Source organism: Corynebacterium sp. HMSC064E10 (assembly GCF_001812505.1).
GTDB classification, from domain to species: Bacteria; Actinomycetota; Actinomycetes; order Mycobacteriales; family Mycobacteriaceae; genus Corynebacterium; species Corynebacterium amycolatum.
In genome coordinates this window covers 152,339-174,365 of record NZ_KV809171.1, presented here as the reverse complement: position 1 = coordinate 174,365, position 22,027 = coordinate 152,339, and the positions used below count along the sequence as shown (strand labels likewise).

General features: G+C 58.3%; 18 protein-coding genes. 5 read left to right on the top strand and 13 right to left on the bottom strand.

The features are described 5' to 3' along the window. Complete coding sequence (locus HMPREF2860_RS01255; RefSeq protein ID WP_038626595.1) at positions 1–633, bottom strand: carbonic anhydrase; 633 nt, start codon at positions 631–633, stop codon at positions 1–3. 29 nt (positions 634–662) lie between these two features. On the opposite strand from HMPREF2860_RS01255, the gene HMPREF2860_RS01250 reads away from it, so the two are divergent. Both HMPREF2860_RS01250 and HMPREF2860_RS01245 read left to right on the top strand, forming a co-directional pair. Continuing rightward, a complete protein-coding gene (locus tag HMPREF2860_RS01250) occupies positions 663–1,595 on the top strand; it encodes an HhH-GPD family protein (RefSeq protein ID WP_070560467.1) in 933 nt (310 codons plus the stop codon). 62 nt (positions 1,596–1,657) lie between these two features. Then, complete coding sequence (locus HMPREF2860_RS01245; protein WP_224786627.1) at positions 1,658–2,920, top strand: lipase family protein; 1,263 nt, start codon at positions 1,658–1,660, stop codon at positions 2,918–2,920. Between the two features lie 39 nt (positions 2,921–2,959). Here HMPREF2860_RS01245 and HMPREF2860_RS11110 read toward each other — a convergent pair whose 3' ends face one another. Together HMPREF2860_RS11110 and HMPREF2860_RS01240 are read right to left on the bottom strand one after the other, a co-directional pair. After that, positions 2,960–3,136, bottom strand: coding sequence for a hypothetical protein (locus tag HMPREF2860_RS11110; RefSeq protein WP_005510144.1), 177 nt, complete (start codon positions 3,134–3,136; stop codon positions 2,960–2,962). Positions 3,137–3,470: 334 nt separating this feature from the next. Beyond that, positions 3,471–4,304 (bottom strand): DUF1266 domain-containing protein, encoded by an 834-nt coding sequence (locus HMPREF2860_RS01240; RefSeq protein WP_070560465.1) that lies wholly within the window; start codon positions 4,302–4,304, stop codon positions 3,471–3,473. 130 nt (positions 4,305–4,434) lie between these two features. Here HMPREF2860_RS01240 and HMPREF2860_RS01235 point away from each other — a divergent pair, with 130 nt between their 5' ends. After that, positions 4,435–4,995, top strand: a complete 561-nt coding sequence (locus tag HMPREF2860_RS01235) for a hypothetical protein (protein ID WP_049180937.1) — start codon at positions 4,435–4,437, stop codon at positions 4,993–4,995. Next, positions 4,995–5,840, top strand: coding sequence for a hypothetical protein (locus HMPREF2860_RS01230; RefSeq protein WP_038626603.1), 846 nt, complete (start codon positions 4,995–4,997; stop codon positions 5,838–5,840). Before HMPREF2860_RS01235 ends, HMPREF2860_RS01230 begins: the two co-directional genes overlap by 1 nt. Before the next feature lie 126 nt (positions 5,841–5,966). Here the strand turns inward: HMPREF2860_RS01230 and HMPREF2860_RS01225 are convergent, their stop codons facing one another. Together HMPREF2860_RS01225 and HMPREF2860_RS01220 are read right to left on the bottom strand one after the other, a co-directional pair. Further along, a complete protein-coding gene (locus HMPREF2860_RS01225; protein ID WP_038626605.1) occupies positions 5,967–8,699 on the bottom strand; it encodes an ATP-dependent Clp protease ATP-binding subunit in 2,733 nt (910 codons plus the stop codon). 159 nt (positions 8,700–8,858) lie between these two features. Then, on the bottom strand, positions 8,859–9,095 hold the full coding sequence (locus HMPREF2860_RS01220; RefSeq protein ID WP_049180939.1) for a hypothetical protein: 237 nt from the start codon (positions 9,093–9,095) through the stop codon (positions 8,859–8,861). 366 nt (positions 9,096–9,461) lie between these two features. On the opposite strand from HMPREF2860_RS01220, the gene HMPREF2860_RS01215 reads away from it, so the two are divergent. Next, on the top strand, positions 9,462–11,180 hold the full coding sequence (locus HMPREF2860_RS01215) for an AMP-binding protein (RefSeq protein WP_070560463.1): 1,719 nt from the start codon (positions 9,462–9,464) through the stop codon (positions 11,178–11,180). 112 nt (positions 11,181–11,292) lie between these two features. On the opposite strand, the gene HMPREF2860_RS01210 is transcribed toward HMPREF2860_RS01215, so the two are convergent. From HMPREF2860_RS01210 to HMPREF2860_RS01175, 8 genes are all read right to left on the bottom strand, one after another. Further along, positions 11,293–12,120, bottom strand: coding sequence for a hypothetical protein (locus tag HMPREF2860_RS01210; RefSeq protein WP_070560461.1), 828 nt, complete (start codon positions 12,118–12,120; stop codon positions 11,293–11,295). A 149-nt stretch (positions 12,121–12,269) separates the two neighbouring features. Further along, the gene (locus tag HMPREF2860_RS01205) at positions 12,270–13,727 is read right to left on the bottom strand and encodes a purple acid phosphatase family protein (protein WP_070560458.1); all 1,458 of its coding nucleotides are present in this window, start codon (positions 13,725–13,727) and stop codon (positions 12,270–12,272) included. A gap of 220 nt (positions 13,728–13,947) precedes the next feature. Further along, entirely contained in the window at positions 13,948–15,159 is a 1,212-nt protein-coding gene (locus HMPREF2860_RS01200; protein WP_049181140.1) for an acyl-CoA dehydrogenase family protein, read from the bottom strand. 42 nt (positions 15,160–15,201) lie between these two features. After that, entirely contained in the window at positions 15,202–16,608 is a 1,407-nt protein-coding gene (locus HMPREF2860_RS01195) for an acyl-CoA dehydrogenase family protein (RefSeq protein WP_038626632.1), read from the bottom strand. A 122-nt stretch (positions 16,609–16,730) separates the two neighbouring features. Beyond that, positions 16,731–18,218 (bottom strand): metallophosphoesterase family protein, encoded by a 1,488-nt coding sequence (locus HMPREF2860_RS01190; RefSeq protein ID WP_038626634.1) that lies wholly within the window; start codon positions 18,216–18,218, stop codon positions 16,731–16,733. A 131-nt stretch (positions 18,219–18,349) separates the two neighbouring features. Next, positions 18,350–19,882: a lysine--tRNA ligase gene (lysS, locus tag HMPREF2860_RS01185; RefSeq protein WP_038626637.1), complete on the bottom strand. Its 1,533-nt coding sequence runs from the start codon at positions 19,880–19,882 to the stop codon at positions 18,350–18,352. 70 nt (positions 19,883–19,952) lie between these two features. Beyond that, positions 19,953–21,515 (bottom strand): polyamine aminopropyltransferase, encoded by a 1,563-nt coding sequence (locus HMPREF2860_RS01180; RefSeq protein WP_070628474.1) that lies wholly within the window; start codon positions 21,513–21,515, stop codon positions 19,953–19,955. Further along, complete coding sequence (locus HMPREF2860_RS01175) at positions 21,516–22,025, bottom strand: DUF350 domain-containing protein (RefSeq protein WP_083309487.1); 510 nt, start codon at positions 22,023–22,025, stop codon at positions 21,516–21,518. Between the last annotated feature and the right edge of the window lie 2 nt (positions 22,026–22,027).

Genomic DNA, 22,027 nt, shown 5'->3' with positions numbered 1-22,027 from the left:
TTAGGTTAGCGGGTTCTCGCTGACTCCATGGGTAACGACGGTCTCAGCGCGTCCGTCCTCCAAGCGGTACCGCATACCGACAACGCCTACCTCGCCGGTCTCCAGTCGCGACGAAATCTCCGGAGAGCGATCAATAATGTGATTAACAATCTCGCGCACGTGGCGACGCTCAAATTCGTCGATTTCAGTCTCGCCATCCTTGCGAGCCGCCAGCAGCGACGGGGTGACCTTTTCAATCAGCACACGCTGGAAACCACCCGGCAGTTCGCCACCATCCAGTGCATTCTTCGCCGCAGCCACAGCGCCGCAGGACTCGTGACCGAGAACAATCACCAGCGGAACTCCAAGACCATCAACTGCGAATTCCAGCGAAGCCAGCACCGACAGGTCAGTAATCTCACCGGCAGTACGGATTACAAATACATCGCCCAAGCCCTGATCGAAAATAATCTCCACCGGAGCGCGGGAATCCGAGCAAGCCAGCACAACGGCCTTCGGCTTCTGCCCCTGCGTCAGCTGCTTACGACGAACCAAGTCCTGGCGAGGATGCGCAGTCTTGCTCTCGCAGAAGCGGAGGTTTCCGCGCACCATCGATTGCCATACACTCTCAGGAGTCCTCTCAGAATTGCTCATAGCTATATTGTGCAACGACTCTGCTGTTTATGGGAAAGCGAGAATGTAGATTGAGCTCTGCAATTAACCAATCCGACGACTTCGACGAACACGTCGATGCCGCCTTACGTGATTGGTATCGCACCAACATGCGGCCACTTCCCTGGCGCGAAGAAGGCACTTCACCATGGGCTGTGCTCGTCAGCGAAGTGATGAGTCAACAGACTCCCGTCGCCCGCGTCATCCCCTCCTGGCGCGCCTGGCTGGAAAAATGGCCCACCCCAGCCGATTTGGTAGTCGCGCCCAAGGATGAAGTCCTACGTATGTGGGGAAAACTCGGCTACCCCCGACGTGCACTCCGGCTGCGTGAATGCGCAGAAAAGATCGTCGAAAAGCACGACGGCGAAGTGCCGAGCGACGTGGACACACTGTTAGCCCTTCCGGGGGTAGGAGACTACACCGCTCGGGCGGTAGCGGCGTTTGCCTTTGGCGTGCGTACGCCGGTGGTGGACATCAACGTGCGCCGCGTACTCCGGCGACACCGTCAGGGCACGTACCTACCCGGCATCTCCAAACGCGCCGACATGACGCTCGTCGAAGAGTTCCTACCACTCGACCCCACGACTGCGGCCGAGACTTCCGTCGCACTCATGGAACTCGGCGCTACCGTCTGTCGAACGACACCCGAGTGCGAGGTCTGCCCCATCGCCACCAGTTGCGCATGGATTGCCGCCGGTCGCCCCGAACCCGAAGACCACGAAATCGCCGCTGCTAAACGGCGTGTGCAGAAGTTCGAAGGCACCGACCGTCAAGTCCGGGGCTTGCTTCTCGACGTGCTCCGCGCCGCCGACTCCCCCGTCGAACAGGCCGCTCTGGATGCGGTCTGGGATGATGCGCATCAGCGTTCCCGCGCACTGTTTTCCCTGCTTGACGACGGACTTGCGGAGCAAACCTCCGATGGCCGCTTCCAGTTGCCCCGTTAAAGCCGAGGCAATGCTCCGGTAAAGACCAGATTCGAACAAGTGCGTTGCCTAGAATTAGACACATGAATGCCACGCCCCATCGACCTCAGCGCCAGCGCTGTCTCTTTGGGGCTAGTAAGCGCAGAATTGCGCTGAGCACAGTGCTTGGAGTTGCTCTTCTGGGCTCTAGCGTGGGAACGCTCGGTGGTTGCTCGGCGGTGGATGGTCTAGGAGCGACTGGCTTCGGTTCTTCGGATTCTGACTCTTCTACGGTGAAGCGATTGCCTCCGGGGCAGGTAATTACGAAGACGCCATTTCCGGTCAATACGCCCGCACGCGCACAGCGGGTCGTGTTTTCCTCCACAGGTGCACGCGACCACCGCCAGACAGCCGTGTCCGGCACGATTTTGCAGCCCTACGCCCGATGGTCAGAGAAATCCCCGCGCCCACTGGCAGTAATTGCACCTGGAACTCTCGGCATGGCTGATAACTGTGCCAGTTCGGTCGCCCTGCGTTACGAAGCGCCTCCGACGCCTCCGGCACCTCAGCTGCTGGCACAGGGATGGAATGTTGCCATTGTGGATTACCAGGGGCTCGGCACGCCTGGGGTACATCCGTATCTCAACCGTGAGATTGCCGGGAATAACACGCTCGATATGGCGCGAGCGGCTATTGAGACTTTACAACTACCTGCAGATACTCCCATTGCGCTGTTCGGCTACTCACAGGGCGGAGGCGCCACCGCTGCAGCCGCCGAGCTAGCCGATGCGTACGCCTCGGAGCTGAACATCCGCGCTGTTTACGCCGGGGCTATTCCGGCCGATCTCACCGACACTGCACTGCATATTCGCGGCTCGGCGCTGGCGGGGCTCGTCGGTTACTTCATGAACGGCTTGATTGCAGAGTACCCAGAGACAAAAGAACCGATCGAGCGCATGCTGAGCCCGCTGGGGCAGGATTTCCTGAAGCTCACGGCCGATGAATGCATTGGCGCCACTGTCGAACGTTGGCCTCGCAATGACACCAAGGCATTCACGGCCAACGACTTAGGAATAGCGGAGAATCTGCGCTCGCCGGAGCTCTCCCCCGTCGTTCGGCGCCACGTGGAAGAACAAGCTCTGGGGACAAAGACTCCCAGTATGCCCGTATTCGTTACCCATAACGCATTGGATGATGTGCTACCCGTGACGTCGGCACGCGAACTTGTGCAGAAATGGCAAAAGGCCGGCTCCGACATCACCTACGTGGAGGTCGATACTGACCTCGGTGATGGGACGCACGGCCTTGCCTACGTGCTCACCCACGAAGAGATGCTTGCGTGGGTGAATCAGAAAATGGGGTACTAGCGGCGACAACCGCCGCTTTCCTCCATCTAGCAAGTACAGCTACTTTTTCTTCCAGCGACCACGGAAGGTCAAGCCCTTGCCCAGTCGGACGGTGTAACCGCCACGGCTGTTAATGGTCACCGGACCGATACGCTTCGAACCAGAGACTCCCGAACCCGAGTAGTTCAGCCACGTGTCCTTGTCCAGGTTCTGCTTCTTGCGAAATTGGATCCCCATTTAGTTCTCTCCCTCGGAGTTATCAGATTCGGTCTCTGCCTCGGCAGTGGCCTGATCGACAGTAGCTTTGATGTCGCCAGATACAAACGCTCAGGATACCGTCAGCACTGCCGAGAACGCCCGTCATCTTCCTCAGAATCGGCCAAGGCACCGCCCATCGGCATCAACGTTACCGACCTTGCCCCATATTGGTGAAGGTAACTTCGCCTTGCAGATGCCCCTTGAACTCGCCGTTCCTGCGCCATAGATGCCTCAATCCGTTATTTGTGACCGATTCTAATGAGCTCATGAAACCGGCCGCTGCCACGGCATCCCGAACAATGACGACAGCTAGTTAGTGCAGACCGTCTAAGGATGAAAATGGTTCCTCGGCCACGATGTCATGCAAGGGCACGCGAACCCATGGAGATTCACTGTTAGCAAGCAACTCGGTGAGCCGTTGCGATTGGTCTTTCATCGCAGCGGCAACGTCGGGCTCACCATCACTCGCCCAGATCATTCGTCCCCACCAGAAGCTTGCGGCTACGTCAGCCCACGACACGAAGTAGCGCTGCAACGCCGCCACGGCCTTATCGGAAATCTGAAGGAACTCTTCTGGAGAGATCCATCCCAGCTCCGTTGCCGCACCACCAACGCTGTGAATTCGGATTATGTCCCATGCGCGAGTAGTGGCGGGCAATGCCGGGGCTGCTGCTTTGGCAAAGTTTTCGGAGCGCAACATCCGTACGAGGTAGCGGAACTTATGTTCTGCACCACGCGGATCCACGCCTTGGACAACAAAGAAGTCTTTCAGAAACTCGATCCGCTCCTCCATCTCTGCCTCGAGCTCGTTCTCAGAGATGTCCTTCACTGCATATGCGAGCGGTAAAAGCAGGTCATTTTCCACATGCTGGTTGCCCTCAAGCAGGGCATCAATAACCTGATGCGCTTCCTGGGCACCGGTGACCCCCCAGTTTTGCTCGAGAGATGCTTTGTAGTACTTGACCGCCCTTGCGTTGATGTTCTCAACCCCTAGCGGGGTCGCAAACGCCTTATTGTGCTTGTACGTCATTCCCCACGAGTGGCGGCGCACTTCATCTTTGCTCGGCGCCGGTTCCGGCCACGGGAACTTGGCAAACCTGTAAAGCGAAGAATCATCAAACTTTGCTGGGGTGAATGTAGGGCTCATATCCTCACAAAGTACCGAGGTTTCGGGGTTGAGTCAGTGTTACTTCACGCACCACCCCACACCTGGGATGAGTTATGTCATAGTACTGAACGTCAGGCGCGGTTTTTATTGTGTTGCTAGTCTCGTGTGCATGACAGGATCCCAGATTGCATTGACCGACCGGCCAGATCTCGGTGCCGCACTTGAACGTGCCGGTAATTCCGGGATTGTGCGCACTGCCGCCGTCGCTGTTGTAGAAGGTCTTGGTGTCGACGAGATTGTGCTCGAGGCCGCCGCTACAAAAACCAGTGGAGTCGATGGCGCAGCGTTCGTCACCAACCGAAGAATTCTCGTGACCGCCAACAAGAAAGATCCGTCTCAATTCGAGTTCCTTGAACTCGACAACCTCGCCAATGTAATCGTTCTGCCTTACAAGGGTGGCTGGGCCGTCGTGGCCCAGCTCTACAACACATATAAAGTGTGGAGCGGTTTCACAGAAAAAGCTGCGAAACGTGTGCAATTTGCTGCCCAGTGGGCCCTGACCGCAGGCCGAGAGGCACGAACGGAGGCCTCGCGTGCAGTGTCGTCGACGGAGCTTTTTGAGCGATGGAAAGAAAACAAGCACCGTCTCAATCGCAATAGTTTGGAAGAGCTTGCAGGGTCGATGCGCTCCCTGTATTCCGACATTGATTCACGGTGGTGGACTGAATAATGATTCGACTTGCATACCCGGGTTCGCCCGACCGCTTTAATGGGGCAGAAGACACATCACACATCGAGCAAAACCTGGCTATTGCGGAAAATGGCTATCGCCATTACATCAAGCATGGCTCATTACTAGAAACTGGAGCATCTCCGGCAAATACGACTGCTACCTCCAGGTCAAACTCCAGCGCGGGCACGACAGGTGCTCAGACCAGCGGCGCATCGAAAGGTCTCAGTGTAAAGAAGCAGCTATTACTCCTCCCCTTAGTGATAGCGGGCATCGTGGTGCTAGCGATTGCCTACGTTGCAGCTAAAGACGCGCTCTTTAGTGACAAGTCAGACGAGTCCGCTGCTCCCGCACAGTCCGCCGCTGAAGCACCTGCCAATCCCGGCGCTTCCAACGGTGGCGCTACCGGTGCCACTGGTGGGGATACCGCTGGCGGCCTCACCCCTGCCGACCACGCACCCGAACCGATTGCTAGTTTCGTGCGGGCCTGCACAGACTATGAAGTGGTGTTTAGCTACTATGGTGCGGATAGTGCCCCCGCCCCACAGGCAATGGGTACCAACTGTTCCGTGGATACTACGAAGGCACCCGACGTTGGTTACGTAGTCTTCACCGATGACCCTGCCGCCACCGCCGCCGTTCGTGACGGCAAGCCCGTCTTGGATGCCGTTGAGATTCCGGCAGAATCAACGCGCGGTTCCACATTCAAGGCGCAGCGAGTGGAGTCCCTCATCACAGTTGCGGAAATCCTCCCAGAGGACCAGGGAATCGTTGAGTACATGATCAAAAATGATGACCCTGAAGTAGCAAAGAAAGCATTGGTCGACCTCGGCGTGGCCAAGTAGAACTACAACTCTCCGCGCTTTTAGGAAAGACCGCATATAGACACACTGCCGCCCCAGTTCCTCCTCCCATAATGGAGTCGGAACTGGGGCGGCAGTGTTCGTTGGTACTGCTAGCGGCTAAACCTCTTAGAGCGGCTGGCCAGCACCCGCACCAGCCGGTGGCGGGTTGTGGCCGTCGTCATCGGAGTCCGAACCGGACTCTAGGTCGGTTCCAGCGGCGGTGGAACCGCCGTCACCCGGTACATCCGGGGTGATGATATCGGACTCGCTGGTACCAGCGCTGCCGAGAACGTCCTTGTCTTCCTCAGACTCCCCCAGAGCACCGCCGTCGGCATCAACGTTCCCGGCCTTGCCCTTGTTGGTGAAGGTGAACTTCGCCTTGTCGACGTCCTTGGACTCGCCATCCCAGCCTTCGACATCGATGAAGACGGTCTCGCCGAGACCAACCTCACCGTAGAGAATCTTCTCGGAGAGCTGATCCTCAATCTCGCGCTGGATGGTGCGACGCAGCGGACGGGCACCGAGCACCGGATCAAAGCCACGCTTGGCCAGCAGGTTCTTGGCGCGGTCGGAAATCTCCATGGTGATGCGCTTCTCACCGAGCTGGTCGCTGACGCGGGCCAGCATGAGGTCGACCATCTGAACAATCTCGGCCTGGCTCAGCTGCTTGAAGACCACAATCTCGTCGATACGGTTCAGGAACTCCGGACGGAAGTGCTTCTTCAGCTCGTCGTGGACCTTGTCCTTCATCCGCTCGTACTTGCCGTCTTCATCGGCCTCGCCGACGCCCGAGAAGCCCATACCAACAGCCTTGGAAATGTCGCTGGTACCCAGGTTCGAGGTGAAGATCAGAACCGTGTTCTTGAAGTCCACCACTCGCCCCTGAGAGTCAGTCAGACGACCGTCTTCCAGGACCTGCAGCAAGGTGTTGTAAATCTCCTTGTGGGCCTTCTCAATCTCGTCGAAAAGCACGACGGAGAACGGCTTACGGCGCACCTTCTCAGTGAGCTGGCCGCCCTCTTCGTAGCCGACGTATCCGGGAGGAGCACCGAAGAGGCGCGAAGCGGTGAAGCGGTCGTGGAACTCACCCATATCAATCTGAATGAGGGCGTCTTCCTCACCGAAGAGGAACTCCGCCAGGGCCTTCGACAGCTCGGTCTTACCAACACCGGACGGGCCGGCGAAGATAAACGAACCGGACGGACGCTTCGGGTCCTTCAGACCAGCGCGGGTACGACGAATAGCGCGGGAGACAGCACTGACGGCCTCTTCCTGACCGATAATGCGCTTGTGCAGCTCATCCTCCATGCGCAGCAGACGCGAGGACTCTTCCTCGGTGAGCTTGAACACCGGAATGCCAGTCCAGGAAGCCAGGACCTCCGCAATCTGCTCCTCACCAATCTCAGCGATGGTGTCGGACTCGCCCGCACGCCACTTCTTCTCGCGCTCGCGGCGCTCTTCGCCCAGCTTGCGCTCCTTGTCGCGCAGACCAGCTGCCTTCTCAAAGTCCTGCTCGTCGATGGCGGCTTCCTTCTGGCGGCGCACATCGGCGATCTTGGAGTCAATCTCCTGCAGGTCAGCCGGGGCAGTCATGCGCTTGATGCGCATGCGAGCACCGGCCTCATCGATCAGGTCAACGGCCTTATCCGGCAGGAAGCGGTCGTTGATGTAGCGGTCGGAGAGCGTAGCTGCGGCAACCAGAGCCTTGTCCGAGATGGATACGCGGTGGTGAGCCTCGTACTTATCGCGGACACCGCGCAGAATCTCGATAGTGAGATCCACACTCGGCTCCGGCACGTTCACCGGCTGGAAACGACGCTCAAGAGCGGCGTCCTTCTCAATGTGCTTACGGTACTCATCCAAAGTGGTAGCACCGATGGTCTGCAGCTCACCGCGAGCCAGCTTCGGCTTCAGAATCGAGGCTGCATCAATTGCGCCCTCGGCGGCACCGGCACCAACCAGCGTGTGAATCTCGTCAATAAACAGGATGATGTCACCGCGCTGGTTAATCTCCTTGAGCACCTTCTTCAGACGCTCCTCGAAGTCACCGCGGTAACGGGAACCCGCAACCAGCGAGCCCAGGTCGAGAGAGTAAAGCTGCTTATCCTTCAGCGTCTCCGGCACACGACCGTTGACAATGTCCAGTGCAAGCCCCTCCACGACGGCGGTCTTACCAACACCAGGCTCACCAATCAGCACAGGGTTGTTCTTGGTGCGACGAGAAAGAACCTGCATAATGCGCTCGATTTCTTTCTCGCGGCCAATAACCGGATCCAGCTTGCCCTCACGTGCAGCAACGGTCAGGTTACGACCGAACTGATCAAGCACCAGCGAACCCGACTGGTGGTTACCCTCCTGCACACGAGCGCCGGAAGTAGCACCGACCGGACGCTGCTCCGGAGAACCATCGGACTCATCGCCCTGGAAACCGCTGAGCAGCTGAATAACCTGCTGACGTACGCGCGGCAGGTCAGCGCCGAGCTTAACCAGGACCTGAGCAGCAACACCTTCGCCCTCACGAATCAGGCCGAGCAGCAGGTGCTCAGTACCGATGTACTTGTGACCCAGCTGCAGAGCCTCGCGCAGAGAGTACTCCAGCACCTTCTTTGCACGCGGGGTAAACGGCACGTGACCGCTCGGCGGCTGGGAGCCACGACCAATAATGTCGACTACCTCAGAGCGCACAGCATCCAGGGAAATACCCATGGACTCCAGCGCCTTGGCAGCTACACCGTCGCCTTCACTAATCAGGCCGAGCAGGATGTGCTCCGTACCGATGTAATTGTGATTGAGCTCGCGTGCCTCATCCTGTGCCAGGACGACAACGCGACGTGCTCGGTCCGTAAACCTCTCGAACATCACTGCCCTTTCAAGTGTCTATTTTTGCCGTAATTCAATAAAGGTTGTTTCACCTAGCTTAAACGCGACGCGACGCATATTAATCCCTATAGCCGTACGCCAGTAGCGAACAGACTGGTCGAGAGGGGTGCAACGGCAGTTTCATCCTGGATCGGACGCCTAGTTGTTCACGCGGTCGTCGTGGCCATCATCCCGGTCGTCATCATCGTCGTCCCGATCGTCGTCCACGCTCTCGGTCGAAGTCACCGTAGTGGTCTCGACAGGTGCCGGATCGACGTCATCGCTATCGCCACAAGCTGCAAGACCGAAGGCCGCACCGGTTGCGACTGCTCCGACTACGGCAACTCGGGTCGCCGAAATACGTAGGAAAGTTTGATGCTTGAGACTGGACTTCATGGGTTCCCCTAAGTCATATCGGATGGCCCCACCCTCCACTACTGCGACGAGGACGCAGTCGGATTGGAACATCTTTCAAGAACTTTTTCTAGAGAAATTACCTCAAAACGGAGACTCTAAGTACGGCGACAACATTTCTCGAGACAGAAAAAGCCCCGCACTTTTGAACGTACTCCCTGGTCACACCTCAGGTCTTTACAACTATTCGTTTCTGATAAAAAAATTTTGCAAAAAGCTACACAAAAGTGACCTAGGACACTTATTCTTACTGTAAAAGAAACTAAATCGGCGGTCCTACCGATGAGGTTTCGCCTGATTAGGCCTCTCCGAAGACCACAGGACATGAACCACGGAAGATGAGTGACTATGACATCTAATCCACAGACCTCGATTTTCAATAAGGTGCGCAAAGCTTCGCGAGCTACCTCGGACCTCGTTCTCGGACTCGCACCGGTGACGCAGGCTGGCGTCCTCGGCTCGATGGGACCCGGCGCTGCTGGAAAGGCATTGAATTCCATCTACCGTTGGGACTTCCTGCCAGCTGGTCTCCTCGGCATTGCAGCCGGCCGCGACCCGCACCACACCGCGATTATTGATGACGGCGGCTCGCTGACCTACGAAGAACTGCACGAGCGCTCCACTGCCCTGGCTCGAGCACTCCGCCACGGTGATATTCAGCAGCGCAACCGCATCGGCGTGCTGGCTCGCAACCACCGCGGTTTCATTATGGCGCTGTGTGCCCACGGTCGCCTCGGCACCGACCTGGTACTGCTCAACACCGGCGCCTCTGCCGAGCAGACTCTGGCCGTGATTCGTGAGCAGAAGATTGACTTCCTGTTCATTGATGAGGAATTCACTCACATGTTGCCGGAGGACTTCGATGAGTGCCCGGTCGCAGTGTCGTGGTTCGAAAACTACGGTGACACCTCCTGTGTTCGCGAGGGCTGGACCTCCATGCAGGAGATGCTGAAGACGGCACCGCCGGCAAAGTGGCCAACCGCCGAGCTGCCAAGCCGTCCACGCCGTGGCCGCGTTATTATTCTGACTTCCGGAACCACCGGCACGCCAAAGGGCGCCAAGCGTCCGGAGCCGCGCAGCTGGATGCCGGCATCGTCCATCATGAGCCGCATTCCGCTGCGCCAGCGTCGCCCGGCTTACCTTGCGGCTCCGCTGTTCCACACCTGGGGATTCGCAACTGCACAGCTGTGCATCGCACTGCGTTCCACCATGATCATGCGCCGCAAGTTCGATCCTGCCGACAGTCTCCGCATTATCGAGCAGCACTCTCCGCACACCATCTTCCTGGTGCCGACCATGCTGCAGCGCATGATTGAGATTCTCCCGGAGAACTACGACATCGGCGCGACATCGCTGAAGGTCATCGCATCCTGTGGCTCGGCCATTCCGGAGGGAATTGTCACTAAGACCCTCGAGCGTTTCGGACCGGTTCTCTACAACCAGTACGGCTCCACCGAGGTCAGCTGGGCAACCATTGCTACCCCGGATGAGCTCAAGGCAAACCCGACCACGGCAGGTCGCGCACCACTAGGCACTCGTGTCCAGATTCTCGACGAAGACGGCAACCGCGTTGCCGATGGCGAGACCGGTCGGATCTTCGTGGGCAACAACATGTTGTACGAGGGCTACACCCGCCCCGGCGCGGACAAGCAGGTCATTGACGGCATGGTCTGCACCGGTGACCTGGGTCGAATGGAAAATGGCCTGCTCTACATCTCCGGTCGCGAGGACGACATGATTGTCTCCGGTGGCGAGAACGTCTTCCCACGTCAGACCGAAGATGCACTCAGCCAGCTCGAGGGTATCCGCGAGTGCGCAGTCGCAGGTGTTCCGGATGAGCGCTTCGGTCAGGCCCTGGTCGCCTGGGTTGTCCGCGACGACTCCCCTGAGGGCCGTGCCCTGACTAATGAGCAGATTCGCACATATGTCAAGCAGCACCTCAGCCGATTCGCCGTTCCGCGCGAGACCGTGTTCCTCGATGAACTGCCACGCAACGCAGTCGGCAAGGTGGTTCCTCGCCACCTGCCGAAGCCGTGGGAGAATGTCACCGAGGAGAAGGTGGCTTAGGGCGCAGGGACCGTCGTAAAGCGAACGGCAGACACGAAAAGGACGCGGTAAAAACTTCCGTTATGGAAGTTACCGCGTCCTTTTTGCGTGTCCTAGGAAGAACTAGAGCTGATTAGCCAGCGTTCAAAACACCGTAGTCCGTGACGGGCTCACGGAAAATCTCTTCGCCGTCCTGGGTCACGGTTACCGCATTCGGAGTGACGGTATACGTGTAGCCACCATTTTTCGCGACAGCACGGTTCCCGGAGAAACTATCTACTGTGTACGCATCCGGGGTATCCGAAATCTCACCGAAGTCACCAATGTAATGGTGCTGCTGGCGGTTATTGGAGTTCTCACAAATCACGGCCTTACCCGAAGAAGTCTCCGCCAACACACGCGCGTAATACCCACCCGAGCAGCGAGCGGTACTGCCAACCCAACCTTTGGCATCGATATCATCGCGATTCATACCGAACGCACGAAGACCAAAATTTCCCCGCTGCGTAGTGGTAGGAGCGCTGCTCTCCGGCTGCTTCGTCGTTTCCGGCTCGACGGTCTGGGTATAGGTTTCCGTGTACGTCTCCACCGGCGCCGGGGACGCAGTGCTTGACGACGAGTCCCCTGCCGCAACCGTATCGGGAGACTGCGGGGAATTATCGGAGGAATTATTCAGGTAGTACGCGCCACCGATACCGGCGACCGCTGCAAGTGCGACACCGACGATGCCCAAAACCACGTACAGACCGTTGTTGCTCTTCTGCTCAGGTACCGGAGCCTGCTGATAAGCCGGATACTGCTGGGGTGAACCTCCCTGGTTCGGCCCCTGCGACTGGTACTGGTACTGAGGCTGGTACTCGTCTTGAGCCCCACCCTGCGGCTGCTCCCAGGCAGATGTTGCATAACCGTCCTGCTCCCAATCCTGCGGGGAGGACGAACGCGGGTTGTACTGGTCGGTCATCGCTAAATTCCTTATTACTTCAGAGCCACACTTGTGCTCGGCCAATAACGTGGTGGCTTGCGACTTCGCCCACAGCGGAACTTGCCACTACGTATTTTCCATTAACACTATGCGTTGCCCAGCGTACCCTGCTAGAAGCTAGCACTAGCTCAGAGCGGCACTTTGTTCTTGAAGAAATTGACGTAGTTCCGATCGGAGATCTTTCCCAGCATAAACTCTGGCTCCAACCCGAACATCGACCAACGAGTCTTCGTTGACCAGGCCAGCGACTGCGGTGTTGTGGTGCGGTGGTAGCTGATCTGGTAACCGTCAGTGTGCACTCGAATCTGCGTGTATCCACCCGGATAGCCAAGTGCAGCACCCCGCTCACAGAAGTCCGTATCCCCATAGTCAGCGATACCACGACGGCTGCGGTGCGTATGACCAGCGAACACACCTTTGGCACCCGGCGTGGCAGCCAGGATCTCCTGGAAAATCTTGGCCTGCTGAGCCTCGACCATGAATGCCTCACCACCGAAATGCGAACGCACCGCATCCTGAGTAAACGGGTGGTGCGCAAACAAAATTGTCGGACGCTCTGGATCCTCTGCTAGTTCAGCACGCAATGCACGCATCTGGCGCTCATTAATACGCCCACCTGCATAACCAAACTCGGCAGTATCAACACCGATGAGACGCACTTCGCCGACGCGAGTCGACCAGTGCTGCTGCGTCGGCACAAGACGCTGGCTGAAGTAATCCGGAACCGCGGTCTTGCCCTTGCGGATTCCGCGTCCCCGGAAACCATTGATATTGGGCAGTCCGGGCGGGTGCACATCGTGATTACCACGGGTGACAAACCAGTTTTTCCCAAACTCACCGAAAGTATCCAAAACCCTGATGAGCTCGTCATACTCCTCAGGACGGTTGCTATCCGTGCAATCGCCATTGACGACGAGAGTATCTAACCCGGCAGCCTTTACCGTGTCCACCAGTCCCTGCAATTGCATAGAGGCGAAAGGCTGCTCTCCTGGATCAGAGGAAAGACCGAGGTTGCCAATGCGAATGCCGTCATGATTGGGCTTACCAATGTGTGTGTCATTCGTCAGCGCGAACGTCGCCAAATGTGCACCCGCCAACGCTGGCAGAGTACTTACGACGCCTGTCTTCTCCGGCGCCGTCTTGCTCAAGGTGATATTCAGCGATGGGACCGCGCGGCAGTTGTGGGACCAGCACTCAAAGCGGTACTCCCGTCCCGGCTCCAACCCGTCAATGACCACATGGTGGTAGCCCGACTCTGAGTACCCCTCGTGCACGAGCTCTAGCTGCGTTGAATCCGTTGGAGCAAGCAGCACCCGCTCATCCGAAGGAACGGTCGGCTTAATAAAGCCATACGCTGTCTGCACTCCCGGAGCATATGTTGCCCATGTAAATGCCACTGACGTATCTGTAACAGTAATGACCTCCAAGTCGCTAGCCAGTACCTGCCACGACTTGGAATCCGACTGGGTAAGCCCCAGCCCCGACGTGACGTACTCCAGGCCGTACGCTCCCGAGGTTTTCGCGACGGCCATTGAACTTGCAGCAAGAGTTGCAACAGAGAGGTAGGCCCGGCGGGAAATGCTCATGGCCAATAAGCCTAGAACCTAAAGATGAAAAATAGATGAACTCTTCCTCTAATCTCGGAAAAATAGGAGCACAACAACAAAAAACACACGACTACAACAGCGCAAAATAAAACACCGCCCTACCAGGTCATGGAAGGACGGTGTTTTAAGAAATGTGGCTTGAGCATCTCAAGTGAACTTTTACCGGCTCACCAGTATGTAGATTGCTCTGAAGCTGTAATTACTTCAGTTCCTTGGAGGACAGCCCCAGGGTGCGGCGAGCAACAACCAGCTGCTGAATCTGCTGGGTTCCCTCGAAGATATCCAGGATCTTGACGTCGCGGGACCACTTCTCCAGCAGGTTACGCTCGGAGTAACCGAAGGTGCCTGCCAGCTGAACGGCACGCAAGCAGATCTCAGTGCCTGCGCGGCCGGCCTTGGCCTTACACTCAGAAGCCTCCAGGGTGTTCGGCTGCTTGTTGTCAGCCATCCACGCAGCGCGCAGAGCCAGGAGGTACGCAGCCTCCCAATCGGACTCCAGCTTCAGGTACTCAGCTGCAGCAGCGCTCTGGGTGTGTGCCGGTGCATCGTAGTCAATCTCGATGCCGGCCTCTTCCAGAATGCGACGCAGCTCTTCCAGCGAAGCACGGGAGACACCGATGGCCATACCCGCAACCAGCGGACGAGTGTTGTCGAAGGTCGCCATTGCGCCGGCGAAGGACTTCTTAACGTCAATCTCCGGGGAACCCAGCAGATTCTCCTTCGGAACGCGGACGTTGTCCAGGCGGAGCACTGCAGTATCCGAGGAACGAATACCCAGCTTCTCTTCCAGGCGCTCCACGGTGAAGCCCGGGGTGCCCTTCTTCACCAGGAAGGACTTGATGGCAGCGCGGCCCTTGGACTTGTCCAGGGTCGCCCACACAACGACGGAATCGGAACGCTCACCAGCAGTAACGAAGATCTTCTCACCGTTGATGACGTACTCGTCACCATCGAGCTTGGCAGTGGTGGAAACAGCGGAGGAGTCAGAACCGAAGGACGGCTCGGTAATTGCCATGGAAGCCCAGGTCTTACCGAAAGCCTCCAGCTGCTCATCAGTAGCAACAGCTGCGATAGCTGCGTTACCCAGACCCTGGTACGGCAGGGACAGGGTCAGACCCACGTCACCCCAGCAAGTCTCAATAACGTTGAGCAGCGAAGCCATGTTGCCACCGTTTTTCACACCGGTACGCTTCTTTTTCTTGTCATCGCCACGTCCACCGGAAGCACCGGAGAAGCCACGGCCACCATCTGCCATGCCGTCCATCATGGAGGCAAGGGTGTCGAGTTCCTTCGGGTACTCGTGCTCAGCGAGATCGTACTTACGGGAAATCGGTCGGAAGATCTCAGCGGCGGCCTGATGCGACTGGGACGCGCCCGCCTTGAGGAACTTCGGCAGTTCGAGGTTAATCATTTTCTTTCCTCTTAATTCTTTTCGGCTGAAGTATCTAGCGGTTTACAGAACGACGATGCCTTCGGCGACACCAATTGCGCGGAGGTCACGGTACCAGCGCTCAACTGGGTGCTCCTTGGTGAAGCCGTGTCCACCGAGCAGCTGCACACCGTCGGAACCAATCTTCATACCCTTTTCCGTGGCGAAGGTCTTAGCCAGAGCTGCCTCGCGAGCGAAGCCGCGACCCTGGTCAGCGCGGGAAGCACCGCGGAGGGTGATCATACGGAGACCATCGAGCTCAATCTTGATGTCGGCGACCATGAAGGCCACTGCCTGGCGGTGGGAAATCGGCTCGCCGAATGCCTGACGCTCGTTGACGTAAGGAATGACGTAGTCGAGAACTGCCTGAGAAGTACCCATTGCAAGCGCAGCCCAGCCGAGGCGGGAACGACGCAGAATGTCGAGGTATGCCTCTTCACGATCCTCAGCAGAGGTGCTAGCACCGCCGAGAATGTTCTCAGCCGGAACCTTGACATCCTTCAGGATGACACGGCCCATTGCGGCACCGCGCAGACCCATGGACGGGTCAGCCTCAACGTGGAGGCCCTCAGTGTCGGACTCAACGATAACCAGAGCTGGCTTACCCTCGAGCTCAACACCGATGATGAACAGCTCAGCTGCGCCGGCGTTCGGAACGAAGGACTTAACACCGTTGAGTACCAGCGAATCGCCCTCGCGCTTCGCGGTGGTTTCAGGCTTGCGCGCGTCGAAAAGCGGACGCGGCTCTGCGAGAACAACAGCGGCAGCCGGGACGTTCTCGCCAGCGAATGCCGGCAGGTAGGTCTTCTGCTGCGAGTCGGAGCCGTGAGCGGTCAGGGTGGCAGCGACACCGGCCGGAGCCAGCACAGCCAGAGCCAGACCCATGTCTCCGTAAGACAGAGCCTCTGCGACCAGCGCGTTGGTGGTGACGTCCTCACCTGTAGCGATGCCCTCGAAAGCCTCCGGAACGTTGATCATGGTGACGCCCAGCTCAGAAGCCTCAGAGACGAGGTTCTCCGGCGGAGTTGCCTCGTGGTCGGACTTGTAAGCAGCCTCGCGCAGACGAGACTCAGCGAACTCCTTCACCGTCTCGACGATCATCTGCTGATCCTCGGTCGGGGTGAGGTCGAAGAGCTTCTTTGCCTTCTCCTCGGCTGCGGCCTCCTGTGCAGCCTGGGCTTCCTCAGCCGGACGCTCCGGCTTACCGGAACCGGAAATCTTCTTAAACTGACGATTCGCGGCACCAAGGGTCTTAAAACCGGACTTGGTGGACTGGTACACCACGCGGTCGATCTTTGGCTGAAGGTCGTACTTCTGGGCGAAGTCCGAACCAGTAATCGACGTGATGAACCGCATTGCCGCTCCGATAGCGTCGCGACCAGGGTTATTGCGGCCGACAGTCGAATCTTCGCGGTTCTTCTTCTCGCTCATGTGATCATGGCCTTTCGAGTCAGAACTATTACTGGCATAACAATAAATGAATCACGTGACCGTTGTCACAGGAATTGAAAAAACATTGCCAAGTAACAGAAAACTTTCAGGTTTCTAACTTGTCAGGCGATAACACGGTTAACAACGTAGTTGCGATCAGCGAGCTCACCAAGCAGCGCCTCGGGCTCGAAGCCGTACATCGCCCAACGGGCACGCGCAGTCCACGCAAGCGCATCTTCACTGCTCAAACGATGGAAATTAACCTGGTAACCACCGGAATAGACATGCAGCAGCGTGTAGCCACCGGGGTATGCCTTGCACGCGCCGGTCTCCAAATAATCAACGCCGGCACCAAAATCACCGCGAGTACGCTTTGCACGGTGGGTGTGACCTGCTCCCGCGAAGAATACACCCGAAGCGTCGTTAAGCAGCTGCTGCAAACGTCGTGCATCAGCGCTATTGAGAATGAATATGGGGCCGGCAGCATTTGTCCAGCCAGCCTCAGAAGTAATTGGGTGATGAGCCAGCACAACCGTCGGCTTGTTGGGGTCGCGCTGTAGTTCTTGCTCTAGTGCATCGAACTGTCCCGGGCTAATCTCGCCACCGGACTGATCCAATTTCGACGAATCCAGACCGATGACGCGGACCGGCCCCTGCTGAGTGACCCACAGTTCTTGTCGCGGACGCCCCAGTAGGACTCCGAAGGGATCGCGATGATCTTCGGTGCCCTCCAAAACCGGGAATTCGTCGTAGCCAGCAGACGGATCGGCATCTGGCTTATGCGGACGATCGTGATTTCCGCGGGTGACAAACCACTGCTGCCCCTGAGCGCCAAAAGTATTCATAATCTCGGCAAATCGACGTACCTCCACCGGACGTGCCTCCGACGTGGCATCACCGTTGATGAAAACCCTTTCAATACCCATCCCCCGAAGCTCAGCGAGGGCAGCCGTCAACATGACCTCGGGGTACGGTGCGGCACCGGCTTCAGGGAAAATAGGTGCAGGCAAATTGCCGACAACAATACCGTGCCCGTTTTCGCCGATATGCGTGTCGTTGAGGATGGCAATCGTGGTCAGATACTCCCCCTCCGGAGCGACCAACGTCGTGAACCGTCCAGTTTGTTCAGGCGTATCGGGGAGGTTTCGGGTAATTAATCCCGGCTCGGCGACCAGCCCATTCGATCGACATTCGAAACGGTACGTGGTTCCAGGCCGCAGCTTATCGACGGTCACAAAGTGGTAGCCAACCTGCGCCTCGTCCTTATACACCACGGGCAGCTCGCCGCCCTCATCAGCGTCGACTGGCACTAGCGCAACTTCAGTATCGGCCGGTGCCAGTGGAGCCAGCTTCCCCCACGCTGGATGTGGGCCTGCATACGTCGCCCACGAAAATGTCACTGACGTATCGGTCACGGTCACGACTTCCAGATCCGTCACCACGAGGCCACTGGTCAAACCTGTTAATGGAAACGGCGCCTGGTTCGGAGCCGCCGATGCAACTGCTCGCGTCCCGACGCTATTGACGGCCACCGCTACCGCTCCCGCTGCTGCTCCCAAGCGCAATACGGATCGCCGATTAATTTTCTTATTCCCATTTACCGAAGTCATGGGTGAAGAAATTACGGGATAAAGATAATCCCGGTGATAACACCGGGATAACTACACATGAATTCGCCGACCAGCCGTAATTTTCCGGCTGACCACTACTTGAATAACTTCATGCTAAAAAGAAGCGTCGCTTACGCTTCCGGCTTCACAATCGGGAACAGCACGGTTTCGCGAATACCGAGACCGGTCAAGGCCATCAGCAGGCGGTCAATGCCCATACCCACACCGGTCGTCGGCGGCATGCCCTGTTCCATTGCGTGCAGGAAGTCCTCGTCTAGAACCATGGCCTCGTCGTCGCCACCGGCGGCCAGTCGCGCCTGGTCCTCGAAGCGCTCACGCTGGACAACCGGGTCAACCAGCTCGGAGTAGCCGGTAGCCAGCTCGAAGCCACGGACGTAAAGATCCCACTTCTCGGTCACGCCCGGCTTGGAGCGGTGCTGACGAGTCAGCGGAGAGGTCTCGACCGGGAAGTCGCGGACGAAAATAGGACCGTCGAGCTGATCTTCACAGAGCAGCTCCCAGATTTCCTCGACCAGCTTGCCGTGGCCCCAGCCGCCCTTCTCCGGAACCTCAAGTCCAATCACGTCGGCGATTGCTTTTAGCTCCTCGACGGTCGAGTCGATGGTGACTTCCGGCTGACCAGGGAACTTGCGAGCAAGTGCCTCGTTCAGCGACGGGTACATCTCAATCTGCTTCCACTCGCCGCCGAAATCGAACTCCGTGCCGTCGGCAAGCGTAACGGTCGTCGAACCGAAGACCGCGACGCAGATTTCCTGAATGACCTCGCGGACGGTGCGGGCGGAGTCATCGTAGGTGCCGAAGGCCTCGTAGTACTCCAGCATCGCGAACTCCGGGCTGTGCGAGGAGTCGATGCCCTCGTTACGGAAGTTACGGTTAATCTCAAAGACTCGCTCCATACCGCCGACGACGCAGCGCTTGAGGAAAAGCTCCGGCGCGATACGCAGGTAGAGATCAATGTCCAAAGCGTTGGAATGAGTCACGAATGGACGTGCAGCTGCACCGCCGTGCAGAGTCTGCAACATCGGGGTTTCGACCTCGAGGAAACCGCGACGTTCAAGGGCGTGGCGCAGCTCGCGGATGACCTTGATGCGAGTCAGTGCGTTAGTACGAGCCTGCTCACGCATAATCAGGTCCGTGTAACGGTGACGCACACGGCTGTCCTCGGACAGATCAGCGAACGACACCGGCAATGGACGCAGAGCCTTCGAGGCCATCTGCCACTTGGTAGCCATTACGGACAACTCGCCGCGGCGCGAAGAAATTACGCGGCCAGTAATGAGGACGAAGTCGCCCATATCTACGTCCGACTTCCAAGCAGCCAGGGCGTCCTCGCCGACCTCAGCCTTGGAAAGCATGGCCTGCAGGGTCGTGCCGTCGCCCTCCTGCAGAGCGGCAAAGCAGAGCTTGCCGGTATTACGGATAAACATGACACGACCAATGACGGTCACGACATCCTGAGTCTCCTCGCCGGCCTCGAGGTGGCCCCACTCTTCGCGGACATCCTTGAGAGAGTGCGTACGGGGAACCTCGACCGGGTACGGCTGAATTCCAGCCTCGAGCAGGCGGTCACGCTTCTCGCGTCGAATGCGCAGCTGCTCAGGAACGGTGGCGGTGTTTTCAGGGGTCTTCTTCGCGTCAGTCACGGCTATAAAGGTTAGCCGACTACACCGCCGACCTGCTACTCGCCCGGCTCTTTGCGAAATACTCAGCGCACTACTCCCCCGCCTGCCGCCAACCTCGACGAATATCCTCCACAATTCGAGGATGAGCCAGTGTCGACGGTTCCAATTGTTGCGGACCGTTATCAGCACCGAACACAGCCGCAGCCCGAGCCACGTCAGGAGTGAGGAATTTCAGCGGCGGGGCGCCGTCGTAAAGCTCGAGCGTAGGAGGCTCAGGCTCGGCCTGCGCGAGTACAAACCCCCAGTCCCCGAAGGTGGGAACATGCACATGGTACGGAGTGGTCGACCAGCCTGCGGCACGAATCGAGCTGTCGGTGCGCCAGAAGGCCTGCGGCGTCGAAAATGGCGAACCCGACTGCACCACCAGCTTCGCGCCCGGCGCGGCCACCGTACGGATGAACCCGTAAAACTCCTGAGAGTAAAGCTTGGCTAACACTGCGTTGTCGGGATCGGGAAGATCTGCGTAGATGGCGTCGAATTTTTGCGTCTGGGTCTTGCCACGTGCCTGATCGTGGAGCCATGCGAAAGCATCCGCAGTAACCTTCTCCACTCGGGGATTGTCCAGGCTGCCGCCGTTATCTTCCCGCAGCACAGTGCGGGCGACCTCGATGACGTCCGGATCCAGATCGACCTGAACAATGCGCTCGATGTTGGGCATCCGCAGCAGCTCCCGGGCAGCCAGCCCATCTCCCCCGCCGAGAATCAATGCCGACTTCGTGTCTTTATCCACCGCCGGGTAGACCAGCGACTCGGTGTAGCGGTACTCGTCACGACTGGAGTACTGCAGTCCCCCGTCGAGATAAAGCCGCCGGTCCCCGCCAAATCGGGTGACGACGATGTCCTGGTACTTCGAGTGCTTGGCAAAAACAATGGGTTGGGCGTAGAGCGACTGCCGGGCGGTCGCCTCGATGTCCCGGATTCCGGCCAGCAACGCAACCAACCCAACCAGCGCCGCGACGAGGGCGGCGACAGCTGTGACAAGTGCCCGGCGGGACAACATCTGCTTCAGTAGCAGCGCGGCAATTACCAATGCCGCGGTGACGTTGATCAGTCCGGCGATGGCAGTGGCCTTCAGCATTCCCACTGTAGGCAGGAGCACAAACGGCCAGATTAAACCGCCGACCAAGGCTCCGAAGTAGTCCGCGGCGTTGAGATTCGCCAGCACGCGACCGGTGTCCTCTGCGGAGGACGTCCGACCGGTCTGCAGAAGTGTCATGAGTAACGGCACCTCGGCGCCAACCAGCGTTCCGATTATGAAAGTGGCAGCGACCAATGCTCCTAGGCTCTCACCTGTAACCGAAAATACCCAGTACAGGGCGGTTGCGGACACACCGCCGAGCAAACCCAAAGCACACTCGATACCGAGGAAAGACACCGCGGCACGGCGCACAAACGGTTTCGCCACGACGGCGCCAAAACCCAGCGCTGCGACATAACCGGCCACAATCAGGGAATTCGCAACGACGTCACCGCGGCCAAGAGAAGCCGACAGCGCCAGTAGCGCCAGCTCATAGACCAGGCCGCAGGCAGCGCAGGCCGCCACAGAGCCCAGCAGGAGAGCCCGCCAACGCCGGGAAGTCGTGGTGGTCTCCATCTATGACAGCGCCACCGCGTTAATCACACCGATAACGATGAAGGCGGTCGCAGCCAACGCCGCTCGGGGGCGTACTTTCGCGTCCATCACGACATCACGGAAGCGCCCCGGAATCAGGGCTTCCAGCACCAGCAGCGATGCTGCCTGCAGCACAATGCCGAGGGCACCGTAGACGAGGGTCTCCCCCAGGCCAATCATCAGGGCGTCGTCGGATGCGCGGATTACCGAAACGACAATGCAGGCCAGCGCAATCTGCTGTGAGCCCGCTATCATCGCGGCGCCCGCACGGTTTTCGAGAAACACCAGGTCGCGCAGTTTCCCAGGGGTAATCAGATCAAGGACAATGAATCCGACTACAAGCACTAGGGCACCCGCAAGGAAGTAACCGATGGTGGCCGGTACTCCGACGGCCAGATGCTCGCCCACTGTTGACTGCGCTGTCTCTGATGTCTCCGACCGCGCCGTGAGGATAGCCGTCCCGGTGGTGGCCATGTACGTTACTGGGCCCATGT